Raw genomic sequence first — 23,571 nt, forward strand, 5'->3', positions numbered from 1 at the left:
GGAGCCAGCCTGCGATGGTCAAGCTCACGTCCTATGGTCGTGGAGCGCGTATGGGTGCGATGGTGAGCTACGTCTCCCGGAATGGCGAACTGGCCGTAGAAACCGACAAGGGCGAGCAGATCATCGGCAAGGCGGGCCTGCTGCAACTTCGCACCGAATGGGAGCATCTTTTTGATAATCGTGCCTCGAGCCGGGACGTAGGTCTGTTCCAGGTGACGGTGAACTTAAAGGCAAGCGATCGCGAGCATGACCAAATCGTTCGCCACGTCCTGCGCGCCGCCTTCGGCGAGCGCCGGTTCGTTTATGCAATCGAGCAAGCGGACGGCGAGCGTTTGCGGGTGCAGGGGGTCCTGCTCCTGCGCGGGCCGGATGGCGAGCGCCTGACCGGCGACGCGAAGGCCGCGGCAATCGCCCAAGAGCGGTTGAACAGGAGCAAGATCGGCAGCGACGTCCAGGCACGGGTTCTGTTCCACGGTCACGGCAATGGCGTTGCCTTCGCAACGAGCCGGATTCGCCAAATGGTGGAGCGCTTCGAAGGGCGGGTCCGTGATGATACGGACAGCCATATCGAGACTGTCAAACAAGCCGGCGATCTCGTCCAGAAAGACTGGCGCAAGCAGATGCAAAGCCGCACAGGACGCGACATCATGCATCTGGTCGCCTCGGCGCGCGCGGGCACCGATCAAGCTGCATTTCGAGATGCCGTGCGGGAGTTCCTTGGCGATCAATTCCCCGGGCATCGGTATGTTTATGCCATGCACGATCCGTCTGACGATCCAAAAGTGGCAGGGCAGGGTGGCAAGCGGCCCCATGTCCACGCCCACGCGATCGTCACCATGCGTGCGGAGACAGGAGAACGCATCGAGACGAGCCCGCGGGAGTTTCGGGAATGGCGCTCACTGATGGCTGAGAAGGCCCGGGAGCACGGAATCCGCATGGAGCTGACCGACCGCCGCGAGTTTGCAAGTGCGCCGGCCTATGCTCGTACTCAGGTGCGTCCTGTCAGCTATGTCGGCAGGAGCGAGCATGAGGGCACCAGCCAGCCGGCACAGGCACGCTATGCAGCCAAACGTTCCAATCTCCGTCACGCGGCGAGGTCCATCCGCAGTACCAAATACGTGACGGAAGTTGGTCAGGCATGGAGCGCAATTGCGCGCGATAGCCAAGATAAGAAGGTGGCCGAGTTCGCCGCAGATCAGCTCGAACGAATCCGGGCCGCGTCACGTTTCACCCAGATCGCGACTGAGAATGAATTCTCTCGGCAAACACCGGACGGGGACGACCCCAAAGCCGTTTTGGCCCGGGAACTTTTTGGAGGCGAGGAAGCTGCCATGCTTGCTATGACACGTCCTGAGTTCGAGGCATACGAAAAGCGGATAGGGACTATTCTGGCGGACATTGAGCGCTCAATCGAGCCATGGGAGCGCAAACAATTCAACGAAGTCGTTGAAGCCGCGCGCGAAGTGATGACCGTCCGGCGGGAAAACCTCCGCATTTCGGAACAACAGCTTGCCGCCAGCGAAGCTGACCACAACACCCCAGTTCGCAGTGGCGAGCTTTCGCAGTTGTTTGAGAGCGGATCTCGAGCCCCTCAAACCACATCGAACTCAAAGCACGAGCCGATTTCAGGGAATGCGCCTGTGGTCCGCAGCCGGGAGGTTGCCCAGGAGGATCGGCTGCGCAGCGCCCATCAAGCTCTTGATCCCCGCGATCTACGTGCGGGTGAAAGGACGGGATTGCCCAGGAAAATAGCGGGTCAACAAAGAGGGCTGCCGGAGCCGAGTTCGCCACGACAGGATCCACACCAGCAATCCGCGCAGCGTACGCCAGGATTGGAGCAGGAAATCGAAGAGAGGCACCCGCGTGACCGCAACGAGCGCGAGCGCTAGACCAATACACCTTCGCGCCTTGTAGAGCCGAGATGTTAGACGGCCGCTCGTAAGTGTCGGATTGGCCTTCCAGGTGAAAGCGACTGCGCGGCTCGCGCGATGCTTTGCGCGTCAATTCCATGGTGCCGATAAAGGTCCGCGATGGTGCCCGACTGGCCGAAATGCTCCACGCCCAGTGAACGGGTCTTGTGACCCTCGACGGATCCGAGCCAAGCAAGCGTGGCGGGATGGCCGTCAAGCACGGTGATGAGCCCACAATGTGAGGGGACGCTGGCAAGCAGTCGCTCAACAGGGCTTTGTGCATGGGCGACGCCGTGCTCCCTGGCGCGCTGCGCGGCCGTCCATCCCGCATTCAGGCGATCTGCAGACGTTACCGCCAAAAGGCCCACATCCCGGCGATCCTCTGCGATCAACCCAATCGCATCAATGGCTTCGGGTGCAACCGCTCCCGTATAGGCGATCACAATCTGGGCATTTGGCCCTGGCTTTCGCATCCAATAGCCTCCATTGAGGATGTCTTCAGCCAACGTCTGATCAATGACGCGTTTGGGTTGTTCAATTGGCCGAGTCGACAGTCTGAGATATACCGAGCCTCCAGTGGCATCCCTGAGCCAGGTCACGGGATCGGGCTGGGTGTCTCCATCGCGCTGGATGTAGTCAAATGAAAATCGCAGAATGGTTGCAAGCTCGTCGACGAAGGCTGGCTCAAAGCTGGCGAGCCCATCCTGAGCCATGCCGATAAGTGGAGTTGCTATCGATTGATGGGCGCCGCCTTCAGGCGCCAAACTGATCCCGGAAGGGGTGGCAACGACAATGAAGCGCGCATCTTGGTAGCAGGCGTAGTTCAGCGCATCGAGCCCACGTTCGATGAACGGGTCATAAAGGGTCCCTATCGGCAAAAGCCGCTCGCCAAATGTCGAATGGGAAAGCCCCAGAGCCGAGAGGTTTATAAACAAGTTCATCTCGGCGATGCCGAGTTCGATATGCTGGCCTTTGGGCGAGAATTGCCAGTTGAAGGTCGACGGGATCCGCTCCTTCTTGAATAGATCCGCCTTCTCTTCCCGGGCAAAGAGCCGCCGACGATTGACCCATGCGCCGAGATTGGTTGAGACGGTGACGTCCGGCGACGTTGTGACGATCCGTCTCGCCAGATCAGTCTCCGTCTTGGCGACCTCGTGGATGAGAATTCCGAAGCCGTGCTGTGTGGAGACAGGAGATTGCACCTCTATGGCAAACGCCTCAGGGACAGCGATTTTCGGTGCCCGGTGGCGGCCACGGCGCCGGGCATTGAATGGAGCTTCCTTGAGGAAAGCAGCCAGCTCAGCGGCAGGGAGCTGAAGACCTTCAAACAATTCCCATTCGCAGCCCGGCCGAATCCGAAGACGAGCGCGCAGGTCTTCGGTCTGCGCGGTGGTCATCAAACCTGCATGATTGTCCTTGTGGCCCGCCAGCGGCAGGCCGAATCCCTTGATCGTGTAGGCGAGAAAGCAGATCGGCCGGTCATGCTTGCGGGCCTCTTCGAAGGTCCTCAACAACAGGGGCAGATCATGACCGCCAAGGTTTGTCATTAAGCACGCAAGGTCTTCGTCCGAACGCTTTTCAATCAACCGGGAGATTTGACCCTGGTCACCGATCTCATCGAGCAGGCGTCTGCGCCACGCTGCCCCACCTTGATAAGCCAGAGCCGAATAGAGCTGGTTGGGACAATTGTCGATCCAGGCGCGTAAAGCCTCGCCCCCAGGCTCCTCGAAGGCTTGCTCGAGCAGGGAGCCGTATTTGAGGATTACCACCTCCCAGCCGAAATCGCGAAACAGAGAGACGAAGCGCTCCCACAAGCCCTCCCTTACGACCGCGTCCAAGCTTTGGCGATTATAATCAACGATCCACCACGTGTTGCGCAGACCGTGTTTCCAACCCTCGAGAAGAGCCTCAAAAATGTTACCCTCATCCATCTCGGCGTCGCCAATAAGCGCGACCATGCGGCCTTCCGGACGGTCCTTGGCCATGCCTTTTGCTCGAAGGTAATCCTGCACCAATGAGGAAAACAGGGTTTGCGCGACGCCCAGTCCGACAGACCCGGTCGAGAAGTCGACATCGTCCGTATCCTTCGTCCGTGATGGATAGGACTGCGCACCTCCATAAGCGCGGAAGGATTCCAGTTTCGACCGTGTCTGGTTGCCGAAGAGATACTGGATGGCGTGAAAGACCGGACTTGCATGCGGTTTCACCGCGACCCTGTCTTCTGGATGCAAGACCGCGAAGTATAGCGCAGTCATGAGCGTGGTGAGCGATGCTGACGAGGCCTGATGCCCTCCAACTTTGAGCCCGTCGTCATTCGGCCGAAGGTTGTTGGCGTTGTGGACCATCCATGTGGAAAGCCACAGTACCTTGCTTTCGAGTTCCTTGAGGCACGCGAGTTGAGGATCGTTCATTTTATAACTCCACCGAGAGGAGGGAGGATAGGAAAATCCAGCGGGCGATTGCGGCTAAAAGCGCGATAAGCTAGCGCCGCTTCGGCCGGACTCAGCTAATTTTTATGCAGGAAACAAAAACCTATGCCAAAAGATGTGATTGACGATATCGATCGCAGGTTGCTGGCTGCACTTCAGTCGGATGCTCACGCGACAACGGAAGATCTCAGCGAGATCGCCGGGCTCTCTCCATCGCCTTGCGCGCGCCGAGTGCGGATGCTCGAAAAATCAGGCGTGATCAGAGCCTACGTGGCAATCGTTGATCAGGTGAAGGTTGGATTGCCCGTTAGCGCCTTTGCTTCCGTCAAGCTTGAGCGACAACGGGAGGAAGAGCTCGATGGTTTTTCGAGCGCGGTCCGTCGTTGGCCGGAAGTCGTCGAATGTTATTTGATGACCGGAAAAATGGATTTCTTGCTGCGTGTCGTCGTCAAGGATCTAGAGGCATATGAAACCTTCCTGAAGCAGAAACTCACCAGGCTCGACGGCGTGGCCTCGATCGAATCCAGCTTTGCGTTGGGCCAGGTGAAGCATGCTCACGGGTTGCCGATCGGCGTCTGACAGCCGGCCTGTAAATCTCGCGGGCGACCAGGGCACGGTAAGCCTATGGTGCCAGATAGCGAACGAATCCTATCGGGCTACGATATTGACGACGTTGATGCCGGCGCCGTTTCGTATTTGCGCTATTGCTAATATTAGTTCATGATCCTTCTGCCGGGGGGGATCGCCGGCATGGCCCGGTTGGGGACCTTCAAGCCCAAATCAACCCCTCGGTAGCCGGGCCGCTCATCATCAATTGGTTGACGAAGGCCGCCGCACAGGCCCGGTGGTATTCCAATGGATGAACTCGGTTCCTTCCCTGTCGATTCCCGCATAGACTTTAACAGTCCCTCATGCGGGGTCCGCAAGGGCTCAATCTGGAATTCCCAAGTCTGCGTTTTGCTTCGAAGGGCCACTTCCATAAGCGTGGTCCAGCAGGGCAAGCAGTTTGCGGGCCGAGTCATTGCAACAGGAATAGTGAACTATGTTGTCACGGTCGCGGCGGACGCGGACCAAGCCGAGTGCGCGTAACTTGGCCATGTGCTGTGACAGTGCCGACGAGCTAAGCCCCAGTTGCTCTCGAAGCGCCTCAGCCGGCAATTCGCGGTCGAGCACGAGGTGCATGATCAACAGGCGTCGAGCATTGGCCATCGCCGTCACAAATCTTGCAGCCTCTTTAGCTTTAGTCCCAATTTGTTTCACGCGCCCCCCTGCCGAGCGAAGTTCGGCGACCGATATGCCCATCGTCACGTCGGCGGGCGCCCGTCTTTGAGCCCTGTAGCCACGCCATAGGGGTCCGTCGGGGAGCGCGCGGCGGCCTTCCTGAACGCTGTTTCATCGCGGTACGCGTAAGGGCTGGACGCCTTGCCCATGGTCGATGTTCCCCTCCCCACTGGCGTGCCATTGGGGCGAAGGGGACAAGGAAGTCTAGGTTCACGATCGTTCTACATTGGCTTGCATTGGCAGATTGCGCACGCGATCTTCCAGATCGCGCTGCTTTTCTTCGTTCGAGGCCAGCCGGTTGAAGGCATGTTCGGCAAGCATGGACCCGACGGATATGATCAGGAGCGGCGCGGTCCACGTCCAGCAGGAATGCAAGGCGAAACACGCCAAGCCGGCGACAGCGGCCGAAACCGCAAAGATCGCGAACCGGATCATCTGGGCCATCGTTACTCCCTGTCCAATTAGCATGATCGAGGATTAATGCAGCAAGGGGCTGCATTAGCAATGATTAAAGCAAGCTGGAAGGCCGCAGGAGCGTCATCTCAGTCGCCGAGCTGACACAAAAGCTTTTCACTGACGCCAAAAAGGTCGGCATCAGCAGCACTGAGATCGAGGAAGATACTGGCAGCCCTCACTTGGCAGTCGGGCACGACTTACAGGCGGCGGCCAGCTCAACTCTCTATATGGTTGAATCTAAACGACAATATTCCGTTCCATAATGCCAATTATGCGACTTTCGAAGCACAAAGGGCGAACATTGAGAGAGCGTTGTGTGTTCTTGACATCAATAGGCCAGCCCGCGCCGCAGTCCCTATGATCATTAGCAATGGCTACATTCGGGACCGCAAGCGGGAGGTCGGCTTTCGGGCATTGAGCTGGCCTAAGCAGTCATTCAACTCGTGGCCTCAAGTAGCTCATCCACGCTCCTCTTGACGCGGCGTGCCACCCCAGCCGATGCCGGGCTGATGTGCGCCGCCTCGCCATCATTAGCGATGGAACGGAAAAGAAACCATTCGGCATCAAACTACCGCTTTTCGACGCACCTTTTTCGAATAAGTCGGACCGAGCGCTTGTCGCGCAGCCCACGATGCCCCCAATTGGTGAACCGGTTCCATGAAGAGTCTGACAATACGCCACCGCATCCTCGTCAGTTTCGCTGCCGTTCTGGTGGTGATGTCGGTAATAGCCATCATCGCGTACGCCTGGTTTCTCCAGGCCGAGCAGGAGGCGACAGAGGTCGAAAAGGGCATCCTCCCGGACCTCTATCACAGCACCGAGATCATGATGGGCCAGATGACGGCCCATAGCCTGCTTCAGGAATATGCGCTTCAGGACAATCCGTCGGACAAACGAACGTTTGAAAACGCGATCGCGACCAATCGCGACCAGGTGCAGCGGCAGATGGACGACTATGAAGCGACAATCGTCTCCGATGTCGACAAGCAGAATTATGCAGCCGTTAAAGAACTCGCCAACCAATTTCGCCAAGCTGAAACTGCTGTGCTGGACGCAAGCCGGGCTGCCTTGTCGAAAGGTGAAACTCCAAATGAGGGCCCGGCCATCAAGGACACCACGGAGCCGATCTTTTTAAAATTGCAGTCCGCTCTGCAAGCCATGGTCGAGGATCACAGAGGCGAGGCAAACAGCGCGACACAGCGGATAGGCTCGATCGTCAGAACGGCGGAAGTGGGTTTGAGCGCTGGCTTGCTGATCGCCCTCGGGCTGGCCGTTCTTTTAGGGTACCTGCTGTTTCGCGCTATCACAGGTCCGCTCACCCGTCTGGTCGACGCGGTTCAGTTGATGCGGCAAGGCGACTTCAGCGACCGCATCGATCTCAGGCGTCGAGACGAATTCAGCGTGCTTGCCGATGGCTTCAACGCAATGGCGGACGATCTCACCACCCTCATTGGTCAGGTTCAAAGGTCCAGCATACAGGTCAGTACGTCGATCACGGGGATCGCCGCCACGTCCAAGCAACAGCAGGCAACCGCCACTGAAATCGCTGCGACCACCACCGAGATCCGCGCAACAGCCAAGGAAATCTCCGCCACGTCAAACGAGTTGGTCCGGACGATGAACGAGGTCTCGACAGTTGCCGAGCAGACGGCTGCCGTCGCCGGCGGAGGGCAAGCGGGACTGACCCGCATGGAAGAAACCATGCACCAGGTCATGGAAGCGGCGGCCGCGATCAATTCCAAACTTGCGATCCTGAGCGAGAAAGCCGGCAGCATCAATCAGGTGGTAACGACCATCACCAAAGTCGCCGATCAGACGAACCTGTTGTCGCTCAACGCTTCCATCGAGGCGGAGAAGGCAGGCCAATATGGCCGGGGCTTCGCAGTGGTGGCGACCGAAATCCGAAGGCTCGCGGACCAGACGGCCGTGTCCACCTACGATATCGAGCAGATGGTCAAGGACATCCAGTCGGCGGTCGCGGCCGGGGTGATGGGCATGGACAAGTTTTCAGAGCAGGTCCGCCGAGGCATGCAGGAAATCCAGCAGGTCGGCGGGCAACTGTTCGAAATCATTCAGCAAGTTCAAGGCCTGGTGCCACGTTTCGAAGTCGCCAATGAAGGCATGCAGGCCCAGGCGACCGGCGCGGGACAGATCAGCGACACGCTGACCCAGCTGAGCGAGGCAGCTCAGCAAACAGTCGAATCTCTTCAGCAATCGACGCTCGCGATCGACGAGCTCAATCAAGTCTCAGGCGGGCTGCGAGGCAGCATTTCAAGGTTCAAGCTGAGAGCATAGCGAGCTGGCAGTCGGAGGTGACAATGCTATTCCTCGCCTTCAGCATGGGTACGGATCGCTACTTGATCGATGTCCATCAGATTGAAGAGGTCTTGCCCTGTATCGATGTCAAAGTGCTGCCGGGCGCGCCGACCGGTGTGGTCGGTCTGGTCACCTATGACGGAAAACCTATCCCGCTGATCGATGTTACTCTTCTGGCGCTTGGCCGCCCATCCGAGCCGCTGTTGAGCACCCGCATCGTTGTGACGCGCTATCCGGAGCAATATGGCGAGCAACGCCTGCTGGGCCTGATCGCGGAACGGGTGACGGATACGCTCGAACGGGACCCTGCCGATTTCGCGCCTTTCGGACTTGAGCCGGGGACGCCGCCCTATCTTGGTCCGGTGGCTTCGGATGGCCCGGAGATCATTCAGTGGGTCAAGGCGGAAGCGCTGCTTTCGGAAGAGATCCGTACCGCACTGCTCCGCCAGGCCGAGATGGGTGGTTGATGACCGGTGCAGTCGAAAAGCTCCTGACGGAAACCATCGGACTGGACAGTGCCAGCGTTGGTCCAACCGTGGTCCGTCAGGCGGTCAAGGACCGGATGGCAGCATGCCGGATGACCGACCCTCACGTCTATTGGAAATATCTGACCGGCTCCCCGCAGGAGCTGCAGGAGCTGATCAATGCAGTCGTGATACCGGAGACCTGGTTCTTTCGCGACCGCGAAGCGTTCACGATGCTGGCCCGACATGCGCGCGCGAGCAAGCGCGCCCAGCCGATAAAAATCCTGAGCCTGCCATGTTCAACCGGCGAAGAGGCCTACTCGGTCGCCATGGCCATGTTCGATGCCGGCTTTGGCGCAACCGAGTTCAAGGTCGATGCCGTGGACGTCAGCAGCCGCAATGTCGCGATGGCTGAACGTGCCGTCTATGGGCGCAATTCGTTTCGTGGCAGCTATCTCGAATTCAAGGACCGCTATTTCGAAGCGGCCGAGGGCGGACTGCGGCCGAATGCCGAAGTGCTGAAACAGGTTCGGTTCAGGGTCGGAAACCTGTTCGATCCTCGCGCGTCTTTCGGGCAAGAGGTCTACGACGTCCTGCTTTGCCGCAATTTGCTGATCTATTTCAATCGAGAGCTGCAGGATCGCGCATTGATCTGCCTGAAGGACCTCCTGGCCAAGGACGGACTTCTTCTGGTCGGTCCGGCGGAAGCGGCGCTTCCAAGGCTGCACGGCCTCGTTTCCGCTGAATGGCCACTGGCCTTCGCCTTCCTGAAGTCGGAGCCCATGAAGACCGCGGCCCCGAAAGTTTCCGCCGCCGTTCCTGTGCGGCCCCCAACGCCGAAGGTCAACAAGGTCAAGCCTGTTGTTCCGCCTCGGCCGGCAATCGGTAGGGAAGGTCGCGTGCAGGCCACAGCCAAGCCGCTTGACCAGCTCGCGGAAAGCCTGATCGCAGTTGAGCGGATCGCCAATGCGGGCCGGGTAAAGGAGGCACAGGAAGTCGCCGTGGCGCATCTCAAGGCATTCGGTCCTTCGGCGGAAATCTTCTACCTGCTGGGCCTCGTTCAGGATGCGGATGGCGCTGCGCCCGAAGCTGCGCAAAGCTATCGGAGGGCGCTCTATCTCGCGCCAAATCATCGGGAAGCTCTCGTCCATCTGGCCTTGCTGCTTCGAAAGCAAGGCGACCATAGCGGCGCCGAGGCATTGGCCGGCCGGCTGGATCGGGCCCAGAAAAGGAGCGGCACCTGATGGCGGCTTCGACAGGGATCGCTCAGCCGGTGGAGGAGATTGAAATCGACGACTGCTGGCGCCGGATCGGCGTGCGCGGCGACAAGTCATGTCCGCTGCTGGAGCAGCATTTGCACTGCCGCAATTGCCCGACCCACAAGAAGATTGCACGGCGCCTCCTCGACCGTGCAGCGCCCTCGGCATATCGCAGCGAATGGCCTGACAAGTCTGGTCGTGCCGAGCTCGGTTTGGCGAACGACGAGGCGCTGCAGACCGGCGTCCTCTTCCGTTTGGGAGGGGAATGGCTGGCGCTTCCGGTCGGTATTTTTCATGAAGTGGCTGAATCCCGTCGCGTTCATTCGCTGCCACATCGCAGGAACAGTGCAGTGCTCGGCATTGCCAATGTCCGCGGTGAATTGCTGATCTGCCTGTCGCTCGCTGAATTGCTCGGCATAGACGAGCGCAAGGAGGGCGAACAAGGCGCACGAAGCAAGGCATTTCGCCGGCTGGTCGTGGTGGGCGAGCGCGACAAGCGGGTTGCTTTTACGGTCGACGAGATCCACGGCTTGCATCGCTACCGGGAACAAGACACGCTCGCTGTGCCGGCCACGATCGGCAAGGCGCTGTCGGCCGCTACGGTTGCCGTGCTGCCCTGGCAGGGACGAGCCGTTGGCTGTCTCGACCCGGGACAACTGCTTACGATGCTGGATCGGAGCATCGCATGACAGACGAGGACTTCAGCCAGGTTTCGATGCTGAGCCTCTTCCAGGCCGAACTGGAGACGCAATCGCAGGCTTTGACCTCCGGTCTTTTGGCACTCGAACGCGATCCTGTCGCCGCCGACGCTCTGGAAGCATGCATGCGGGCCGCGCATTCCCTGAAAGGAGCTGCCCGCATCATCGACCTGATGCCAGCGGTCAAAGTTGCAAATGCGATGGAAGATTGCCTGGTCGCCGCGCAACGTGGGCATCTCAGGGTGCGACGGGAGCATATCGATGCGCTTCTGCAAGGCACAGACCTTCTGAAATTGATTGCATCGGGACCATCGAGCGAGAGCGTGTCCCCTGAAGTCGAAGCCTTTCTCGCCAAGTTCTCGGAATTGTCTCTCCCCGACGCCACCCACTTGCCCCGCAATTCCGAAGCTGATTTCGCCGATACCCAGGAGGAGCTGGCGACGACCCTTTCAGCGAGCCTCCTGGTGGGGGCGGAACCGCAAAGGCAAGGAAGCATCGGCTCCGACAGAATGGTTCGGGTGACGGCGGACAGTCTGAACCGATTGCTCGGGCTGGCCGGTGAGTCGCTGATGGAAGCGCGGCGGCTCAGGCCGTTCGCCGACGGGCTGCTGCGGCTGAAGCGGCTTCAATCGGACGTCGCAAGTGCGTTCGACGACCTTCATGCAGTGCTGCCGGCTATTTCAAAGGACGAAGCAGTGGTGGAGGCGCTGGCCGAAGCGCAGCGAAAGCTTCGGCTGAGCCAGGCGTTCCTTGCCGAGCGTCTCGATGAACTGGATTCAGTCGATCGAAAGGCCACCGATCTTGCCAACAGATTGTACGACGAGACGTTGGCGAGCCGGATGCGGCCGTTTGAAGACGGCGTGCGGAACTATGCGAGGATGGTCCGCGACCTCGGCCGTACCCTCGGCAAGCGGGCGCGGCTGGAGATCGTAGGCGGCTCGACAGGTATCGACCGTGACATCCTCGAGCAACTCGATGCACCTCTGGGGCATCTCCTGCGCAACGCTGTAGACCATGGTCTCGAACTGCCCGAGGAGCGGGTCGCGGCAGGCAAACCGGCAGAGGGTCTCATCAGGCTCGAAGCGCGGCACAATGCCGGCCTACTGCAAATAGCAGTGGTGGACGACGGCAGGGGGATCGACCTCACGGAGCTGCGCGAGACGATCGTCGCCCGGCAGCTCGCAACCAGGAAGGGTGCCGAGACACTCAGCGAAACGGAATTGCTCGCCTTCCTGTTTCTGCCCGGCTTTTCGATGAAACTGGGCCTTACCGACGTCTCCGGCCGTGGTGTGGGGCTCGACGCTGTGCAGGCGATGACCAAGGAGGTCCGCGGTATCACCAGCGTCTCCTCGGAATTTGGGCACGGAACCAGGTTTCAACTGCAACTGCCGCTGACGTTGTCGGTCCTGCGCACGCTGCTCGTCGATGTCGATGGCGAGCCCTATGCGTTTCCGCTCGCTGCCATTTCGAAGACACTGAAATTGCAGCGGACGCAGATCAATCTCCTTCAGGGACGGCCGCACTTTCGTCTGAACGACCGACAGATCGGGCTCGTCACGGCACGCGAGGTGCTGAACCATGGTGAGCCCGGATCCGAACCGGACGCTCTCTCGGTCGTCGTCGTGGATGCCGGTCAGGGCGAAGCATACGGCCTGATCGTCGATCGTTTCCTCGGCGAACGCGAGCTGGTGATCCGGCCTCTCGATCCCCGCTTTGCCAAGATCAAGGACATCAGCGCGGCGGCCCTGATGGAGGACGGTTCGCCTGTCCTGATCTTCGACGTGGATGACCTGATAAGATCGGTGGAGAAGCTTGCGTCATCCGGCGGATTTCGAGTCCTTCGGCGTGCCGCGGGCGGTCCAGAACCCGGCAGGCGCAAGCGCGTGCTGGTGATTGACGATTCACTCACGGTTCGCGAACTCCAGCGCAAGATGCTGGGCAATCACGGTTATGAGGTCGAAGTGGCGGTCGACGGCATGGACGGATGGAATGCCGTCCGCTCCGGCCCCTTCGATCTTGTCGTCACCGACATCGACATGCCGCGTATGGACGGCATCGAGTTGGTGAGCTTGATCCGAAAGGACGCTCATCTCAAGAACACGCCGATCATGATCGTTTCGTACAAGGATCGCGAGGAAGACCGCTCGCGCGGACTTGACGCCGGCGCGGACTACTATCTGAGCAAGGGCAGCTTTCAGGACGAGGCGCTGATTCATGCCGTCGTGGAGATGATTGGCGAGGCGACAGGATGAGATCGAAATTGGAAGCCAACGAATGAGAATCGGCATAGTCAACGATATGCCGATGGCGGTCGAGCTTCTGCGCCGGCTGGTCGTGTCGACCCGCGAACATCAGGTCGCATGGATGGCGACCAATGGGCGTGAAGCGGTCGAGGCCTGCAGACGTGACCTGCCGGATCTGATACTCATGGATCTAGCAATGCCAGAGATGGACGGCGTGGAAGCGACCCGCAAAATCATGGCAGAAACCCCGTGCTCGATCTTGCTGGTTACCGCCAGTATTGAAGCCAACGTCGCCGGGGTCTACGAAGCAATGGGTCATGGCGCGCTCGACGCGGTCGATATCCCGTCAGTGGGCATCGCAGGCAACGCCTCCTCGCAATCCGCACGGCTTCTGACCAACAAGATTGCAACGATCGGTAAGCTGGTCCGTGATGCGCCATCCAAGGCAAGCGAGCGGATATCAGTTGCGGCCGACCCCTCCCCTCAACGCTTGGTAGCGATCGGCGCCTCGGCGGGCGGGCCGGCTGCCGTTGCAAAGGTGCTCAGCGCATTTCCCATTGATTTTGGCGGCGCAATCGTGCTCGTCCAGCATCTCGATGCTCAGTTCATTCCAGGCCTTGCCGATTGGCTCGGGCAGCATACCCCGCTTCCGATCCGTGCGGCGCAGGAAAAGGACAGGCCTCAAACGGGCACCGTTCTTGTCGCCAGTTCGGATGATCACCTGGTTTTCAAGTCGGCTCAGCAACTTGGCTACACGTCCAGCCCTAAGGACAACGTCTATCGGCCGTCCGTGGATGTGTTTTTCGAAAGCGCGGCGCAATGGTGGCCGGGTTCGGTAATTGGGGTCCTGCTTACCGGCATGGGCAGGGATGGGGCGCGCGGGCTGAAACAGCTCCGCGACAAGGGGCATCTCACGATCGCGCAGGATGAAGCAACCAGCGCCGTCTATGGCATGCCGAAGGCCGCCGCTGCGATCGGTGCGGCGGTTGATATTCTTCCTTTGAGCGCTATCGGCTTACGCATTATCGAAGCCTGCGGGCGCCCCACGTGAAAGGGCTCGTCTGATGACGCAAGATCCAGAGCCGGTGCCGCCACTGGCAGATAATTATTCGTCGATGGTTCTGCTCATCGATGATCAGGTCATGGTTTGCGAGGCGGTCAGGCGCGCCCTGGCCAACGAGCCCGATATCGCCTTGCACTTCTGCACCGACCCGTTGAAGGCGATGGCGGTCGCGGATGAGGTAAAGCCAACCGTTATCCTGCAGGACCTCGTCATGCCCGGGGTCGATGGGCTGCAGCTGGTGAAAGAATACAGGAAGCATGCCTCGACACACTCGGTTCCAGTCATTGTGCTGTCGAGCAAGGAAGATCCAGCTACCAAGGGCGAAGCCTTCGCTGCCGGAGCCAACGACTATCTCGTCAAACTGCCGGATCGCATCGAGCTGATTGCGCGCATTCGATATCACACGCGGGCCTATCTGGATCATGTCCAGCGAGACGCGGCGTACCGCGCGCTGAGGGAAAGCCAGCGACAGCTGATCAGCGCAAATCTCGAGCTTGAGCGTTTGACGCGGATCGATGGCCTGACGGGTCTCGGCAACAGGCGCTATTTTGATGAATATCTGGCGGCTGAGTGGAAACGCGCTCTTCGCGCACAATCCCCATTGTCGCTATTGATGATCGATGCCGACAACTTCAAACGATACAACGATGCCTATGGCCACATGGCCGGCGATGAGGTGCTCAAGCAAATCGCCCGGGTAATCCAGGGCAGTTCCGGCCGCTCCACCGATCTCGCTGCGCGCTACGGAGGCGAAGAGTTTGTCATCGTTCTGGTCGACACTTTGCTGGAACAATCTAGTGCGATCGCTGAGCGGCTCGTCCAGAGCGTGCGGGAGTTGAACATACCCCACGGCCCGGATCGCGTGACCATCAGCGTTGGCGTCGCAACAACGGTCCCCAACGAGAACGAGACGCCAAACGATTTCGTCAATGCCACCGATTTGGCACTGTTTCGCGCCAAATCTGAAGGACGAAATCGTGTGGCGCTTCATATATCCCGCAGCTAGAGAAGCTTCAAGGGACTTCCGAAGAGCGGGTGCGTGATCTGAGGCTAAGATGGCCCGCGAGGAGGCAGCAACATGCCGGTTATCCGAACATTCCGAGCATACATTGAGCGGGCCCGGGGCTCGCCCGGCCTTCAGGAAGTTCTATGCTGACTAGCTCGCTCACTTTGCGGCTGGAGATCGAACTCATCGCCAATGACTGCTGGACGTCCGGTTCTGTGACACGTGCCGACTCGCCTGTTCGCTCGAATGTCTGCTTTTGGGATCCCGCTGGGGCCTGCTCAACGACTGACTTTGGGCGCGTTGCAGACGGGCAGTTTGGGGGCCGCCAGCAGACCGACCGCTTTTCTCCCAACAAGCATGAAGGTTGCCGGTCATCGATTCCGATCCTTCGATCAGAAGTTTTGCGCACGTCCGTCGGCCGCCTCCTTGACCGTCTGCGACACGCTTCCAGATTGTTTCTGAATCCGGAGGCCGACGTTCTATTTCTTCAAGAGGCTCTGGAAGCTATTCAGAACTGTGGTGAACAGCGATCGGTTCGACGGGCTTGGCGCAGTTTTTGCCACTGGTTTCCTGGTCGAGCCGGTTTTTTCCAATGCACCAACTTCAATCATCCGATCCGTGATGTGTTGTATTTGGCGAGCAATTTTCATGATCGTCTCCCCCGTGCGAAATGTCGGTCACCTGGTTCCTGGCATACGTTCCCGATAAGAACGACAACCAGTCGGCGATCAAGCACTGGTTGGCGCGATCGGCATTTCGTGCTTGAGTTGTGAAGAAGCGATATACAGGGCTCGACATCTGCCTCCCTAGATCACTGCTTCTTCGAGAAACGGCTCGTCGCGCGGGATTCGCTCATAACAAAACGGCGATAGATCGAGTGTCTGGAAGGCGCCGTGGATGATCAGTTCCGACACGCCTCGCCCAACCGCAGGCGACTGCTGCAAGCCGTGACCGGAGAAGCCGTTGGCGAACATGAAGTTTTTCACCTCCGGGTGAAAGCCGACAATGCCGTTATGATCGAGCATATTGTACTCGTAATGACCGGTCCAGCTGGTCTGCACCTTCAATGCATCAAAGGCCGGAATGCGGTGCCAGAGTGACGGCCAGATATAGTCGTCGAACTCCTCGAAATGCATTTCGAAATCGTCATAGTCGGCCGGTCCGTCACCTTGCGGCGTGTTGCCGGTGAGAAAAAGCTCGCCTTCCGGGCGCACGAATGTGCCGGAGAGGTCGATGACATTGGGCATCCGACCGGGGATCGGATTGGCGCTGGCGAAGACGAAGCTGTAGCGCTTGTAGGGTGCCACCGGGATGGAAAGACCGGCCATGGCCGCGACCTGTTGCGCGCGTGGGCCGGCGGCGTTGACCACAGTGCCGCAGGCAATCGTTTCGCCGGTCGCAAGACGCACCGAGACGACTTGGCCATCGGCAACGCCCAGTCCGGTCACCGCATTGTCGATATATTCGACACCGCTGGCGCGGGCGGCGCGGCGGAAACCGTTCAGCATGCCCATGGAATCGAACCAGCCCTCCTCGCGCGACCCCCAGGAGCCGCCGCCGAGATCCTCCACATTGAGCCAGGGAAAGCGCTCCTTCAGCGGGCGAGGTTCGAGGAAGACCGTATGGGCGCCGAGGCTGCGCTGCAGCTCGACGCGCTCGCGGGCTGCTTCGACACCCTCGGGCGAACAGCAGTAGAGATAGCCATGCTCGCGAAAGCCGAGATCGGGCGCCGGCTCGTCCTTGTAGAACGGCGCCATCCGCTCCTGGAACCCGCGGATGATCTCGATGCCGAACTGGCTGATCTTCACATTGATCGGATTGGAATATTGCTGGCGGATCGCACTGGTCGACAGCGCCGTCGACGAGAACTCGTAGCTGGAGTCACGTTCGACGACGAGGATCGAGGCGCCGCTGCCCAGAGCCTGGCTCAGCCAGTAGGCCGTCGACGAGCCGATGACCGCGCCGCCGACGATGACGATGTCGTAGGCGGCGCGCGATGGTGCTTTGTAGGGGGGGATCGCCATGTCTGATCTCTGGACTATTGGTTGAACGACGCGACCAGGGCGTCCGAGCCCCGCGCCAGCAGGCCAAGGTCCGAACCGACGGCGACCATGGTGAAGCCGTCGGCGAGGTAGCGGTCGGCGTCGGCCTTCGCCGGCGCCAGGATACCGCTGGCCTTGCCTGCCGCGGCTGCCGCCTTGCGCACCGAGGCGATCGCCTCCTGGACGTGGGCCGCACCGGGATTGCCCATCGCGCCCATGTTGGTGGAGAGGTCGCCGGGCCCGACGAACAGCACGTCGACGCCCTCGACCGCCGCGATCTCGGCGGCATTGGCTACGCCGGCTTCGTCCTCGATCTGCACCGCGAGAAGCTGCCGGGCGCGCGCTGTGGCATGGTAGCCTGCGATGCGGCCAAAGGCGTTGGCGCGGTGGCCGACCGAGAAGCCACGGAAACCGCCCGGCGCATAGGTCATCGCGGCAACGATGGCTCGCGCCTGATCGGCCGTGCGCACATTGGGGATCATCAGGCTGCGCGCGCCGATGTCCAGCGCCTGCTTGATCAGATTGGGATCGTCCGAAGGTAGCCTGACCACCGCCTCGCTGTCGAACGCAGCCACCACCTGCAACTGCGCCATGATGCTGCGCAGATCGTTGGGACTATGCTCGCCGTCGATCAGCAGCCAGCCCGCCCCGGACCCCGCCACGACTTCCGTGGTGAGGGCCGAAGCCAGCGAGCACCAGATGCCGATATGAGGCCTGCCGGCCGTCACCGCGGCCTTCAGCGTGTTGAGGCGCTCCTGCATTTTGCGATCAGACTCCCATGGACAAAGCTGTGTAAAAATTTGTATGATGTCCTATATCATATGCCTAGCCTTGACTGCAAGACACGTGGCACGCGGCAAGTATGGAGTTGAGAATGAAGATCGGTTTCATCGGGTTAGGCGTCATGGGGGCGCCGATGGCGTGGCATCTCGCCGAGGCCGGGCATGAGATCGTCACGGTCCTCAATCGCTCGCCTCTCCCGGCAAATCTGAAAGCAGCGGTCGTCGCCTCCGCCGCTGACGTCGCGCGGCAGTCTGAAACCATCGTGACCATGCTGCCCGACACGCCTGACGTGGAGCGCGTGCTACTGGGGCCGAACGGCGTCCTGGAAGGATTGTCTTCGGGCAAGCTGGTCATCGATATGAGTTCGATCAGCCCGATCGCCACGGCGGACTTCGCCGCGAAATTGCGGGCAGCGGGCGCCGGCTATCTCGACGCCCCGGTTTCCGGAGGTGAGGTCGGCGCCAAGGCGGCGAGCCTCACAATCATGGTCGGCGGTCCGGCCGCCGAGTTCGAGCGGGGGCTGCCGATTTTCCAGAAGCTTGGCAAGAACATCACCCTGATCGGCGAGCACAACGGCGCCGGCCAGACCTGCAAGATCGCCAACCAGATCATCGTCGCGCTCAACATCGAGGCAGTGGCCGAAGCGCTGGTCTTCGCCAGCAAGGCCGGCTGCGACCCGGCGAAAGTGCGAACGGCGCTGATGGGCGGCTTCGCCTCCTCGCGTGTGCTTGAAGTGCATGGCGAGCGCATGATCGCCCGGACCTTCGCGCCGGGTTTTCGCATCAAGCTCCACCAGAAGGACTTCAATCTGGCCCTGGAGAGCGCGCGTTCGCTTGGCGTTTCCCTGCCGAGCACGGCGCTGGCGCAGCAGTTGATGAATGCCTGTTCAGCGCGACCGGGAGGGGCTGAGGCTGACCACTCGTCTCTTGTCCAGGCACTTGAGATTCTGAGCAATCATGAACTGTCAAACGGAAAGGAATGAACCGATGCGCGGAACCGGAAAAGCGGAAGTCTTCGTCATGCTTGCCCATCCTGTAGGGCATGCGAAGAGCCCCGGCATGTTCAACGAGATATTCGAGCAGAAAGGGCTCGACAGCCTGATGGTGCCGTTGAGCTGCCGTCCGGAGGATTTCGACACCTTCTGGGCCGGCATCACGGCGGCGGAAAACATCCGCGGCGTGATCATCTCTGTGCCTTACAAGGTCCCGGTCTATCACAAATCCGCCGCCGCGCACGACCGCGCCGCGCGCGTGCAAAGCGCCAACTCGGTGCGCCGACAAGCGGACGGCACCTGGTATGCCGACAATTTCGACGGCGTCGGCTTCATCGACGGATTGAAGGGGGGCGGGCATCAAATTGCCGGACGGAAGATCCTTCAGGTCGGCGCCGGCGGCGCCGGTGCATCGCTGACCTATTGTCTGGCCGAGGAAGGCGCGGCGGAGATTCGGCTGACCGATATCGACAGAGGTCGCGCTGAGAAGCTGGCGGCGCTGGTCCGCAAGGCCTTTCCAAACTGCCGCATTGAGGTCGGAGAGCCCGATCCCACCGGTATGCATATGGCGATCAACGCGACGCCTTCGGGCCTGAAAGGTACCGATCCGCTGCCCATGGATGTGAGCAAGCTGACGCCGGACATGACGGTGGTCGACATCATCATGGAGCCGGCCGAGACGGCGCTGCTCAAGGCGGCGAAAGCGATCGGCTGCCGCATCCAGCCGGGGCGCCCGATGATGGATTTCCAGGTCGAAGCCATGTCCGCCTTCTTCGACATCGATCGCAAGGATCGCAGCCATGGCTGATGCGCCAACCGCAGTCGTTGTCGGCGGCACTTCCGGCATCGGCCGCGCCATTGCAGTGCGCTTCGCCGAGGACGGCCACCAAGTGGTCGTCGCGGGCCGGGACGCGCCACGCGGCAAGGAGGCGGCGGGTGCTTGCGAGACGGCGGGCGCGCCACGCGCTGTGTTTGTCCAGACCGACGTCGCCGATGCCGGCTCGGTCGAAGCGCTGGCCAAGACTGTCAGCGACGCCTTCGGCACGCCTCATGTCGTGGTCAATTGTGCCGGCATCCTGCAGAGCGGCAAGCACGTCCTCGACCAGGATCTGGACGAAGACGAGAAGATGTGGCGCATCAACTATCGCGGCACGCTTCTGGGCTGCCAGATATTCGGCCGGCTGATGTCGGCTGCTGGGCGTGGAGCGATCCTCAACGTCGGTTCGCTCGCCTCCTTCGCGCCACTTTCCCTCCCCGCTTACACACCGGGCAAACATGCGGTTCTGGCGCTCACGCAAATCCTGGCGGCCGAGCTCGGCCCGCACGGTGTCCGTGTCAATGCCGTGGCGCCCGGCTACACGCTTTCCGATGGGCTGAAGGCCAAGATAGCCAAGGGTGAGCGCAATCCCGAGGCGATCCAGGCCACCACGGCGCTGCGCCGCTTCGTCGAGCCGCGCGACGTTGCCGAGGCAGCCCTGTTCCTCTGCTCGGATCGTGCCGCGTCGATCACCGGCGTCACTCTGCCCGTCGATGCGGGCTGGCTCGTGCAGGCGCCCTACGCGCAGTATTTGCAAGGCAACCCCATTCGGCAAACGCCGGCTACCTGATGAGGACAATTTTGTGAGCGATATCCAGCGTCTCGACTTCGATACCCGCATCCACCACGGTGTCATCTACAATGGCACGCTCTACCTGACCGGCCAGGTCGCGAGACCGGGCCAGTCCGCCGCAAACCAGATGCGCGAGGCGCTCGGCAAGATCGATGCGCTGCTAGCCAAGGCAGGCACCAACAAGACCCTCATCCTGCATGTGCAGATGTGGCTGGACGATGTGCGCGACTTCGACGAGGTCAACACGGTGTGGGACGCGTGGATGCCGAAAGACCATGCGCCGGCGCGCTCCTCCGGCGAAGGCCGCATGGCAAAACCCGGAATGCTGGTCGAACTGATCGTCACAGCGGCGGTTTGAATGGTCCTGTCGGTTCGGGCATCATCCCGAATCTGGCGAGAGGGGAACTGATGACGAAGCGCAAGCCGCTTTCCACCGTGGTGGCGGAGAGCCTGTCCGAAAAGATCCGGTCCGGACAGCTTCCGCCTGGCGCGCAACTGCCGACCGAGGCGGAGCTTTGCGCCGAATACGACGTCAGCCGCACCGTGGTGCGGGAAGCGGTGGCGCGTCTGCGCTCCGACGGCATGGTGGTGCCACAACAAGGGCGCGGCATGTTCGTCAGCGAAACGCCGGTGCCGCGCAATTTTTCGATACCGGACGAGGCGTTGAGAACCTTGCCGGAAACCATCGCCCTGCTTGAACTTAGATTGAGTGTCGAGGTGGAGTCGGCCGGACTTTGCGCGGAACGGCGGACCGACACGGAGGCCGGCGAAATCCGCGCCCTGATGGAGCAGGTCGACGCCCAACAGGCGGATCCGGCAATCGTCCAGATCCACTACGACTATGATTTCCATCTGGCGATCGCCAAGGCGGCGCGCAATGAATTCATTCACGGCTTCCTGAGCTATCTCAGGCCGATGATCGTTCCGCGTTTTCAGCTCGGCTATGTCGTCACGCCCGACCGCAAGGACGCCTACTACGCGCGCATCCACAGCGAGCACAGGGCAATCGTCGACGCCATCGAAAAGCAGGACGGCCGCGTAGCCCGCCAGGCCATGCGCAAGCACCTGCACAACAGTCTGGGACGCGTTCGCGCCCTGGCGAAAGCCTCGGGCATCGAGGCAACCGAGGCTGAACAGAAAGCCGCCGCGGCTTCGTTGTTCACCGAAATGAAAAGGCCCTCCGCGACAGGCGGATAGAGCCCGCGAGGTTCGGTCGCACAGGCAGTCCAGCGGAGCAGATTAGCCACGCATTGCGAAAGCCGTGTTTTTGCCAAGTCGGTCGGCTGAAGGAGCCTCCTGCGCGCTGAAAAGGTTGCTTTCCTTTGGTTTGCGGCTTTCGCCGTTGCGTGGGCGGCGTAGAATGTTTCGAACGTGAAAGGTGTTTTCGAAAGTTTATCTTTCCTTTTTGCTGGTTTTCTTGGTTTCGCGGCGTCGGCCAGCGCCGCACACTGAAAGTCAGGCAAACGGGAAAGCCCACGTGACGACAGCCTTCATCACAGGTGCGACGAGCGGCATAGGGCGGGCGATGGCGATCGCGCTCAGCGACGCCGGCTACGAGGTCTATGCGGTCGGGCGCAGCAAGGCTTCGCTCAAGGAGTTGCAGGCAGAGCGCCCCGGTATCGTGCCGATTGCCGTCGACATCACTGACCGCGAAGCGCTGGAATCGGTGCTGGCCGATCTCACCATCGACGTGCTGATCAATAATGCCGGCATGATGCCGCCGCTCGGCAATTTCGCCGACATGGCCATCGCCGACATCGACACCACGCTGGAAGTGAACCTCAGCGCCGCGATCCTGCTCACCCGCCTCGTCGTTCCAAAGATGCGTGAGCGCCAGTCCGGCCACATCCTGTTCACCGGCTCCGTCGCTGGCCACGCGCCGTTCTCCAATATTGCCGTCTATTCAGCCACCAAGGCGGCGATCTCTGGCTTCGCCGCGGCACTGCGCGCCGACCTCTCCCCGTCCGGCATCCGGGTCACCGAGATCGTCGCCGGCCGTGTCGAGACGCAGCTCTACAAGGACATTCTCGGCGCCGAGGCGCGCGCGGCTATGTACGCCGCGAAAGTGGTGCAACCGGATGACGTAGCCAGGATGGTCGTCGCGGTGCTCGCGCTCCCCGCATGGGCCGACGTTACCCGTTTCGACATAATGCCGACCTGGCCAACCTCGTCAAGCGGCACCAAATAAGGAAAACAGGATGAAAGACCTTTCCGTTCTCATCGTTGGTGGTGGCGCCGGCCTCGGCGCCATCCTGGCAGAGATGGCCGCTGACGCCGGGGCGGCAAAGATCGGCATCATTGACATCAATCAGCATGCGGCCGAAGCCGCGCTTGCGCCGGCGAAGGCCAAGGGTCTGCCCACTGCGGCAGCAGCTTGCGACATCCAGGTCGGCCCGCAGTGCCATACGGCCTTCGATGCCATCGTCTCGAAGCTCGGCCGTGTCGACACGGTGATCAATTGCGCCGCGATCTATCCGCGCCGCCCGCTGCTCGAGATCACCGACGCCGACTGGGATGCCTCCAACGGCATCAACATCAAGGGCACCTACCACATGATGGTGGCCGCCGTTCGCCACATGCAGGCGCAGGAGTCGAAAGCCCATGTGCGCGGGCGGATCGTCAACCTTACGTCGGTCGACGCCTTCAAGGCGCATCCGCAGAACGCCCATTATGCGGCGACCAAGGCGGCCGTGGTCAGCCTCACCCGTTCCTTCGCCCACCACGTGGCCAAGGACGGCATCCTGGTCAATTCCGTCGCGCCGGCCGGCATGGCCACCGAGAAGGCAAGAGCCCTCGGCTTCCTGGAGGAACTGGCCAAGGCGAGCCCCCTCGGCCGTGGCGCCGAACCGACCGAGATTGCCGAATGGGTGCTGATGACGGGCGGACCCAAGAACACTTACATGACCGGAGAAAATGTTATCGTTTCAGGCGGTTACATCTACGCCTAAAAGCGTTCGCGCAGGCGGCGGCGACCGGAATTCAGCAGTGCATGATCAACGGAGCCTCAAGCGGAAGGAGCG

General features: G+C 60.8%; 22 protein-coding genes. 16 read left to right on the top strand and 6 right to left on the bottom strand.

What is annotated here, in order from left to right:
- Nucleotides 1-14: 14 nt before the first annotated feature.
- Nucleotides 15-1,889 carry a conjugal transfer protein TraA gene (locus tag FJ943_RS14635; RefSeq protein ID WP_140722345.1) on the top strand — a complete coding sequence of 625 codons (1,875 nt, stop codon included), beginning with the start codon at nucleotides 15-17 and terminating at the stop codon, nucleotides 1,887-1,889.
- A 35-nt stretch (nucleotides 1,890-1,924) separates the two neighbouring features.
- On the opposite strand, the gene FJ943_RS14640 is transcribed toward FJ943_RS14635, so the two are convergent.
- A complete protein-coding gene (locus FJ943_RS14640; protein ID WP_140722348.1) occupies nucleotides 1,925-4,321 on the bottom strand; it encodes a 1-deoxy-D-xylulose-5-phosphate synthase N-terminal domain-containing protein in 2,397 nt (798 codons plus the stop codon).
- Nucleotides 4,322-4,444: 123 nt separating this feature from the next.
- Here FJ943_RS14640 and FJ943_RS14645 point away from each other — a divergent pair, with 123 nt between their 5' ends.
- A complete protein-coding gene (locus FJ943_RS14645; RefSeq protein ID WP_140620416.1) occupies nucleotides 4,445-4,918 on the top strand; it encodes an Lrp/AsnC family transcriptional regulator in 474 nt (157 codons plus the stop codon).
- A gap of 351 nt (nucleotides 4,919-5,269) precedes the next feature.
- Here FJ943_RS14645 and FJ943_RS14650 read toward each other — a convergent pair whose 3' ends face one another.
- On the bottom strand, nucleotides 5,270-5,599 hold the full coding sequence (locus tag FJ943_RS14650; protein ID WP_224643194.1) for an ArsR family transcriptional regulator: 330 nt from the start codon (nucleotides 5,597-5,599) through the stop codon (nucleotides 5,270-5,272).
- A 231-nt stretch (nucleotides 5,600-5,830) separates the two neighbouring features.
- The gene (locus FJ943_RS29655; RefSeq protein WP_140620412.1) at nucleotides 5,831-6,064 is read right to left on the bottom strand and encodes a hypothetical protein; all 234 of its coding nucleotides are present in this window, start codon (nucleotides 6,062-6,064) and stop codon (nucleotides 5,831-5,833) included.
- Between the two features lie 669 nt (nucleotides 6,065-6,733).
- Here FJ943_RS29655 and FJ943_RS14670 point away from each other — a divergent pair.
- From FJ943_RS14670 to FJ943_RS14700, 7 genes are read left to right on the top strand one after another with little or no spacing between them, the layout of a single operon-like run.
- Nucleotides 6,734-8,371 (top strand): methyl-accepting chemotaxis protein, encoded by a 1,638-nt coding sequence (locus FJ943_RS14670; protein ID WP_140722357.1) that lies wholly within the window; start codon nucleotides 6,734-6,736, stop codon nucleotides 8,369-8,371.
- 23 nt (nucleotides 8,372-8,394) lie between these two features.
- Complete coding sequence (locus tag FJ943_RS14675; RefSeq protein WP_140722360.1) at nucleotides 8,395-8,859, top strand: chemotaxis protein CheW; 465 nt, start codon at nucleotides 8,395-8,397, stop codon at nucleotides 8,857-8,859.
- Nucleotides 8,859-10,100 carry a protein-glutamate O-methyltransferase CheR gene (locus FJ943_RS14680; RefSeq protein ID WP_140722363.1) on the top strand — a complete coding sequence of 414 codons (1,242 nt, stop codon included), beginning with the start codon at nucleotides 8,859-8,861 and terminating at the stop codon, nucleotides 10,098-10,100. Before FJ943_RS14675 ends, FJ943_RS14680 begins: the two co-directional genes overlap by 1 nt.
- Complete coding sequence (locus FJ943_RS14685; protein ID WP_140722366.1) at nucleotides 10,100-10,804, top strand: chemotaxis protein CheW; 705 nt, start codon at nucleotides 10,100-10,102, stop codon at nucleotides 10,802-10,804. Before FJ943_RS14680 ends, FJ943_RS14685 begins: the two co-directional genes overlap by 1 nt.
- Nucleotides 10,801-13,065, top strand: coding sequence for a hybrid sensor histidine kinase/response regulator (locus FJ943_RS14690; protein ID WP_140722369.1), 2,265 nt, complete (start codon nucleotides 10,801-10,803; stop codon nucleotides 13,063-13,065). The genes FJ943_RS14685 and FJ943_RS14690 overlap by 4 nt, the downstream gene beginning before the upstream one ends.
- A gap of 22 nt (nucleotides 13,066-13,087) precedes the next feature.
- Nucleotides 13,088-14,107, top strand: a complete 1,020-nt coding sequence (locus tag FJ943_RS14695; RefSeq protein WP_140722372.1) for a chemotaxis response regulator protein-glutamate methylesterase — start codon at nucleotides 13,088-13,090, stop codon at nucleotides 14,105-14,107.
- A gap of 13 nt (nucleotides 14,108-14,120) precedes the next feature.
- The gene (locus FJ943_RS14700; RefSeq protein ID WP_140722375.1) at nucleotides 14,121-15,125 is read left to right on the top strand and encodes a PleD family two-component system response regulator; all 1,005 of its coding nucleotides are present in this window, start codon (nucleotides 14,121-14,123) and stop codon (nucleotides 15,123-15,125) included.
- A 479-nt stretch (nucleotides 15,126-15,604) separates the two neighbouring features.
- Here the strand turns inward: FJ943_RS14700 and FJ943_RS29660 are convergent, their stop codons facing one another.
- The 3 genes from FJ943_RS29660 to FJ943_RS14710 all read right to left on the bottom strand — a co-directional run bounded on the left by FJ943_RS29660 (nucleotide 15,605) and on the right by FJ943_RS14710 (nucleotide 17,928).
- On the bottom strand, nucleotides 15,605-15,775 hold the full coding sequence (locus tag FJ943_RS29660; RefSeq protein WP_181174558.1) for a hypothetical protein: 171 nt from the start codon (nucleotides 15,773-15,775) through the stop codon (nucleotides 15,605-15,607).
- Nucleotides 15,776-15,931: 156 nt separating this feature from the next.
- Nucleotides 15,932-17,149 (bottom strand): FAD-dependent oxidoreductase, encoded by a 1,218-nt coding sequence (locus tag FJ943_RS14705; protein WP_140722378.1) that lies wholly within the window; start codon nucleotides 17,147-17,149, stop codon nucleotides 15,932-15,934.
- A 14-nt stretch (nucleotides 17,150-17,163) separates the two neighbouring features.
- The gene (locus FJ943_RS14710; protein ID WP_140722381.1) at nucleotides 17,164-17,928 is read right to left on the bottom strand and encodes an HpcH/HpaI aldolase/citrate lyase family protein; all 765 of its coding nucleotides are present in this window, start codon (nucleotides 17,926-17,928) and stop codon (nucleotides 17,164-17,166) included.
- Nucleotides 17,929-18,041: 113 nt separating this feature from the next.
- On the opposite strand from FJ943_RS14710, the gene FJ943_RS14715 reads away from it, so the two are divergent.
- The 7 genes from FJ943_RS14715 (at nucleotide 18,042) to FJ943_RS14745 (ending at nucleotide 23,499) form a co-directional block, all read left to right on the top strand.
- Nucleotides 18,042-18,932, top strand: coding sequence for a 2-hydroxy-3-oxopropionate reductase (locus FJ943_RS14715; protein ID WP_140722384.1), 891 nt, complete (start codon nucleotides 18,042-18,044; stop codon nucleotides 18,930-18,932).
- A gap of 4 nt (nucleotides 18,933-18,936) precedes the next feature.
- Entirely contained in the window at nucleotides 18,937-19,749 is an 813-nt protein-coding gene (locus tag FJ943_RS14720; protein WP_140722387.1) for a shikimate dehydrogenase, read from the top strand.
- Nucleotides 19,742-20,548, top strand: coding sequence for an SDR family oxidoreductase (locus tag FJ943_RS14725; RefSeq protein ID WP_140722390.1), 807 nt, complete (start codon nucleotides 19,742-19,744; stop codon nucleotides 20,546-20,548). Before FJ943_RS14720 ends, FJ943_RS14725 begins: the two co-directional genes overlap by 8 nt.
- A gap of 13 nt (nucleotides 20,549-20,561) precedes the next feature.
- Nucleotides 20,562-20,909 (top strand): RidA family protein, encoded by a 348-nt coding sequence (locus tag FJ943_RS14730; protein WP_140722392.1) that lies wholly within the window; start codon nucleotides 20,562-20,564, stop codon nucleotides 20,907-20,909.
- 50 nt (nucleotides 20,910-20,959) lie between these two features.
- Nucleotides 20,960-21,748, top strand: coding sequence for a FadR/GntR family transcriptional regulator (locus FJ943_RS14735; RefSeq protein WP_181174559.1), 789 nt, complete (start codon nucleotides 20,960-20,962; stop codon nucleotides 21,746-21,748).
- Nucleotides 21,749-22,028: 280 nt separating this feature from the next.
- Entirely contained in the window at nucleotides 22,029-22,739 is a 711-nt protein-coding gene (locus tag FJ943_RS14740; protein ID WP_140722398.1) for an SDR family oxidoreductase, read from the top strand.
- 10 nt (nucleotides 22,740-22,749) lie between these two features.
- Nucleotides 22,750-23,499 (top strand): SDR family oxidoreductase, encoded by a 750-nt coding sequence (locus FJ943_RS14745; protein ID WP_140722401.1) that lies wholly within the window; start codon nucleotides 22,750-22,752, stop codon nucleotides 23,497-23,499.
- The last annotated feature ends 72 nt before the right edge of the window (nucleotides 23,500-23,571 follow it).

The sequence above is a fragment of the Mesorhizobium sp. B2-3-10 genome (genome assembly GCF_006442275.1).
In the GTDB taxonomy this organism is placed as follows: domain Bacteria; phylum Pseudomonadota; class Alphaproteobacteria; order Rhizobiales; family Rhizobiaceae; genus Mesorhizobium; species Mesorhizobium australicum.

Bases quoted from the DNA above. Each gene is read 5' to 3' on its own strand.
- FJ943_RS14635 (WP_140722345.1), top strand. From the start codon at position 15: ATGGTCAAGCTCACGTCCTATGGTCGTGGAGCGCGTATGGGTGCGATG.
- FJ943_RS14640 (WP_140722348.1), bottom strand. From the start codon at position 4,321: ATGAACGATCCTCAACTCGCGTGCCTCAAGGAACTCGAAAGCAAGGTA.
- FJ943_RS14645 (WP_140620416.1), top strand. From the start codon at position 4,445: ATGCCAAAAGATGTGATTGACGATATCGATCGCAGGTTGCTGGCTGCA.
- FJ943_RS29655 (WP_140620412.1), bottom strand. From the start codon at position 6,064: ATGGCCCAGATGATCCGGTTCGCGATCTTTGCGGTTTCGGCCGCTGTC.
- FJ943_RS14670 (WP_140722357.1), top strand. From the start codon at position 6,734: ATGAAGAGTCTGACAATACGCCACCGCATCCTCGTCAGTTTCGCTGCC.
- FJ943_RS14675 (WP_140722360.1), top strand. From the start codon at position 8,395: ATGCTATTCCTCGCCTTCAGCATGGGTACGGATCGCTACTTGATCGAT.
- FJ943_RS14680 (WP_140722363.1), top strand. From the start codon at position 8,859: ATGACCGGTGCAGTCGAAAAGCTCCTGACGGAAACCATCGGACTGGAC.
- FJ943_RS14685 (WP_140722366.1), top strand. From the start codon at position 10,100: ATGGCGGCTTCGACAGGGATCGCTCAGCCGGTGGAGGAGATTGAAATC.
- FJ943_RS14690 (WP_140722369.1), top strand. From the start codon at position 10,801: ATGACAGACGAGGACTTCAGCCAGGTTTCGATGCTGAGCCTCTTCCAG.
- FJ943_RS14695 (WP_140722372.1), top strand. From the start codon at position 13,088: ATGAGAATCGGCATAGTCAACGATATGCCGATGGCGGTCGAGCTTCTG.
- FJ943_RS14700 (WP_140722375.1), top strand. From the start codon at position 14,121: ATGACGCAAGATCCAGAGCCGGTGCCGCCACTGGCAGATAATTATTCG.
- FJ943_RS29660 (WP_181174558.1), bottom strand. From the start codon at position 15,775: ATGAAAATTGCTCGCCAAATACAACACATCACGGATCGGATGATTGAA.
- FJ943_RS14705 (WP_140722378.1), bottom strand. From the start codon at position 17,149: ATGGCGATCCCCCCCTACAAAGCACCATCGCGCGCCGCCTACGACATC.
- FJ943_RS14710 (WP_140722381.1), bottom strand. From the start codon at position 17,928: ATGCAGGAGCGCCTCAACACGCTGAAGGCCGCGGTGACGGCCGGCAGG.
- FJ943_RS14715 (WP_140722384.1), top strand. From the start codon at position 18,042: ATGAAGATCGGTTTCATCGGGTTAGGCGTCATGGGGGCGCCGATGGCG.
- FJ943_RS14720 (WP_140722387.1), top strand. From the start codon at position 18,937: ATGCGCGGAACCGGAAAAGCGGAAGTCTTCGTCATGCTTGCCCATCCT.
- FJ943_RS14725 (WP_140722390.1), top strand. From the start codon at position 19,742: ATGGCTGATGCGCCAACCGCAGTCGTTGTCGGCGGCACTTCCGGCATC.
- FJ943_RS14735 (WP_181174559.1), top strand. From the start codon at position 20,960: ATGACGAAGCGCAAGCCGCTTTCCACCGTGGTGGCGGAGAGCCTGTCC.
- FJ943_RS14745 (WP_140722401.1), top strand. From the start codon at position 22,750: ATGAAAGACCTTTCCGTTCTCATCGTTGGTGGTGGCGCCGGCCTCGGC.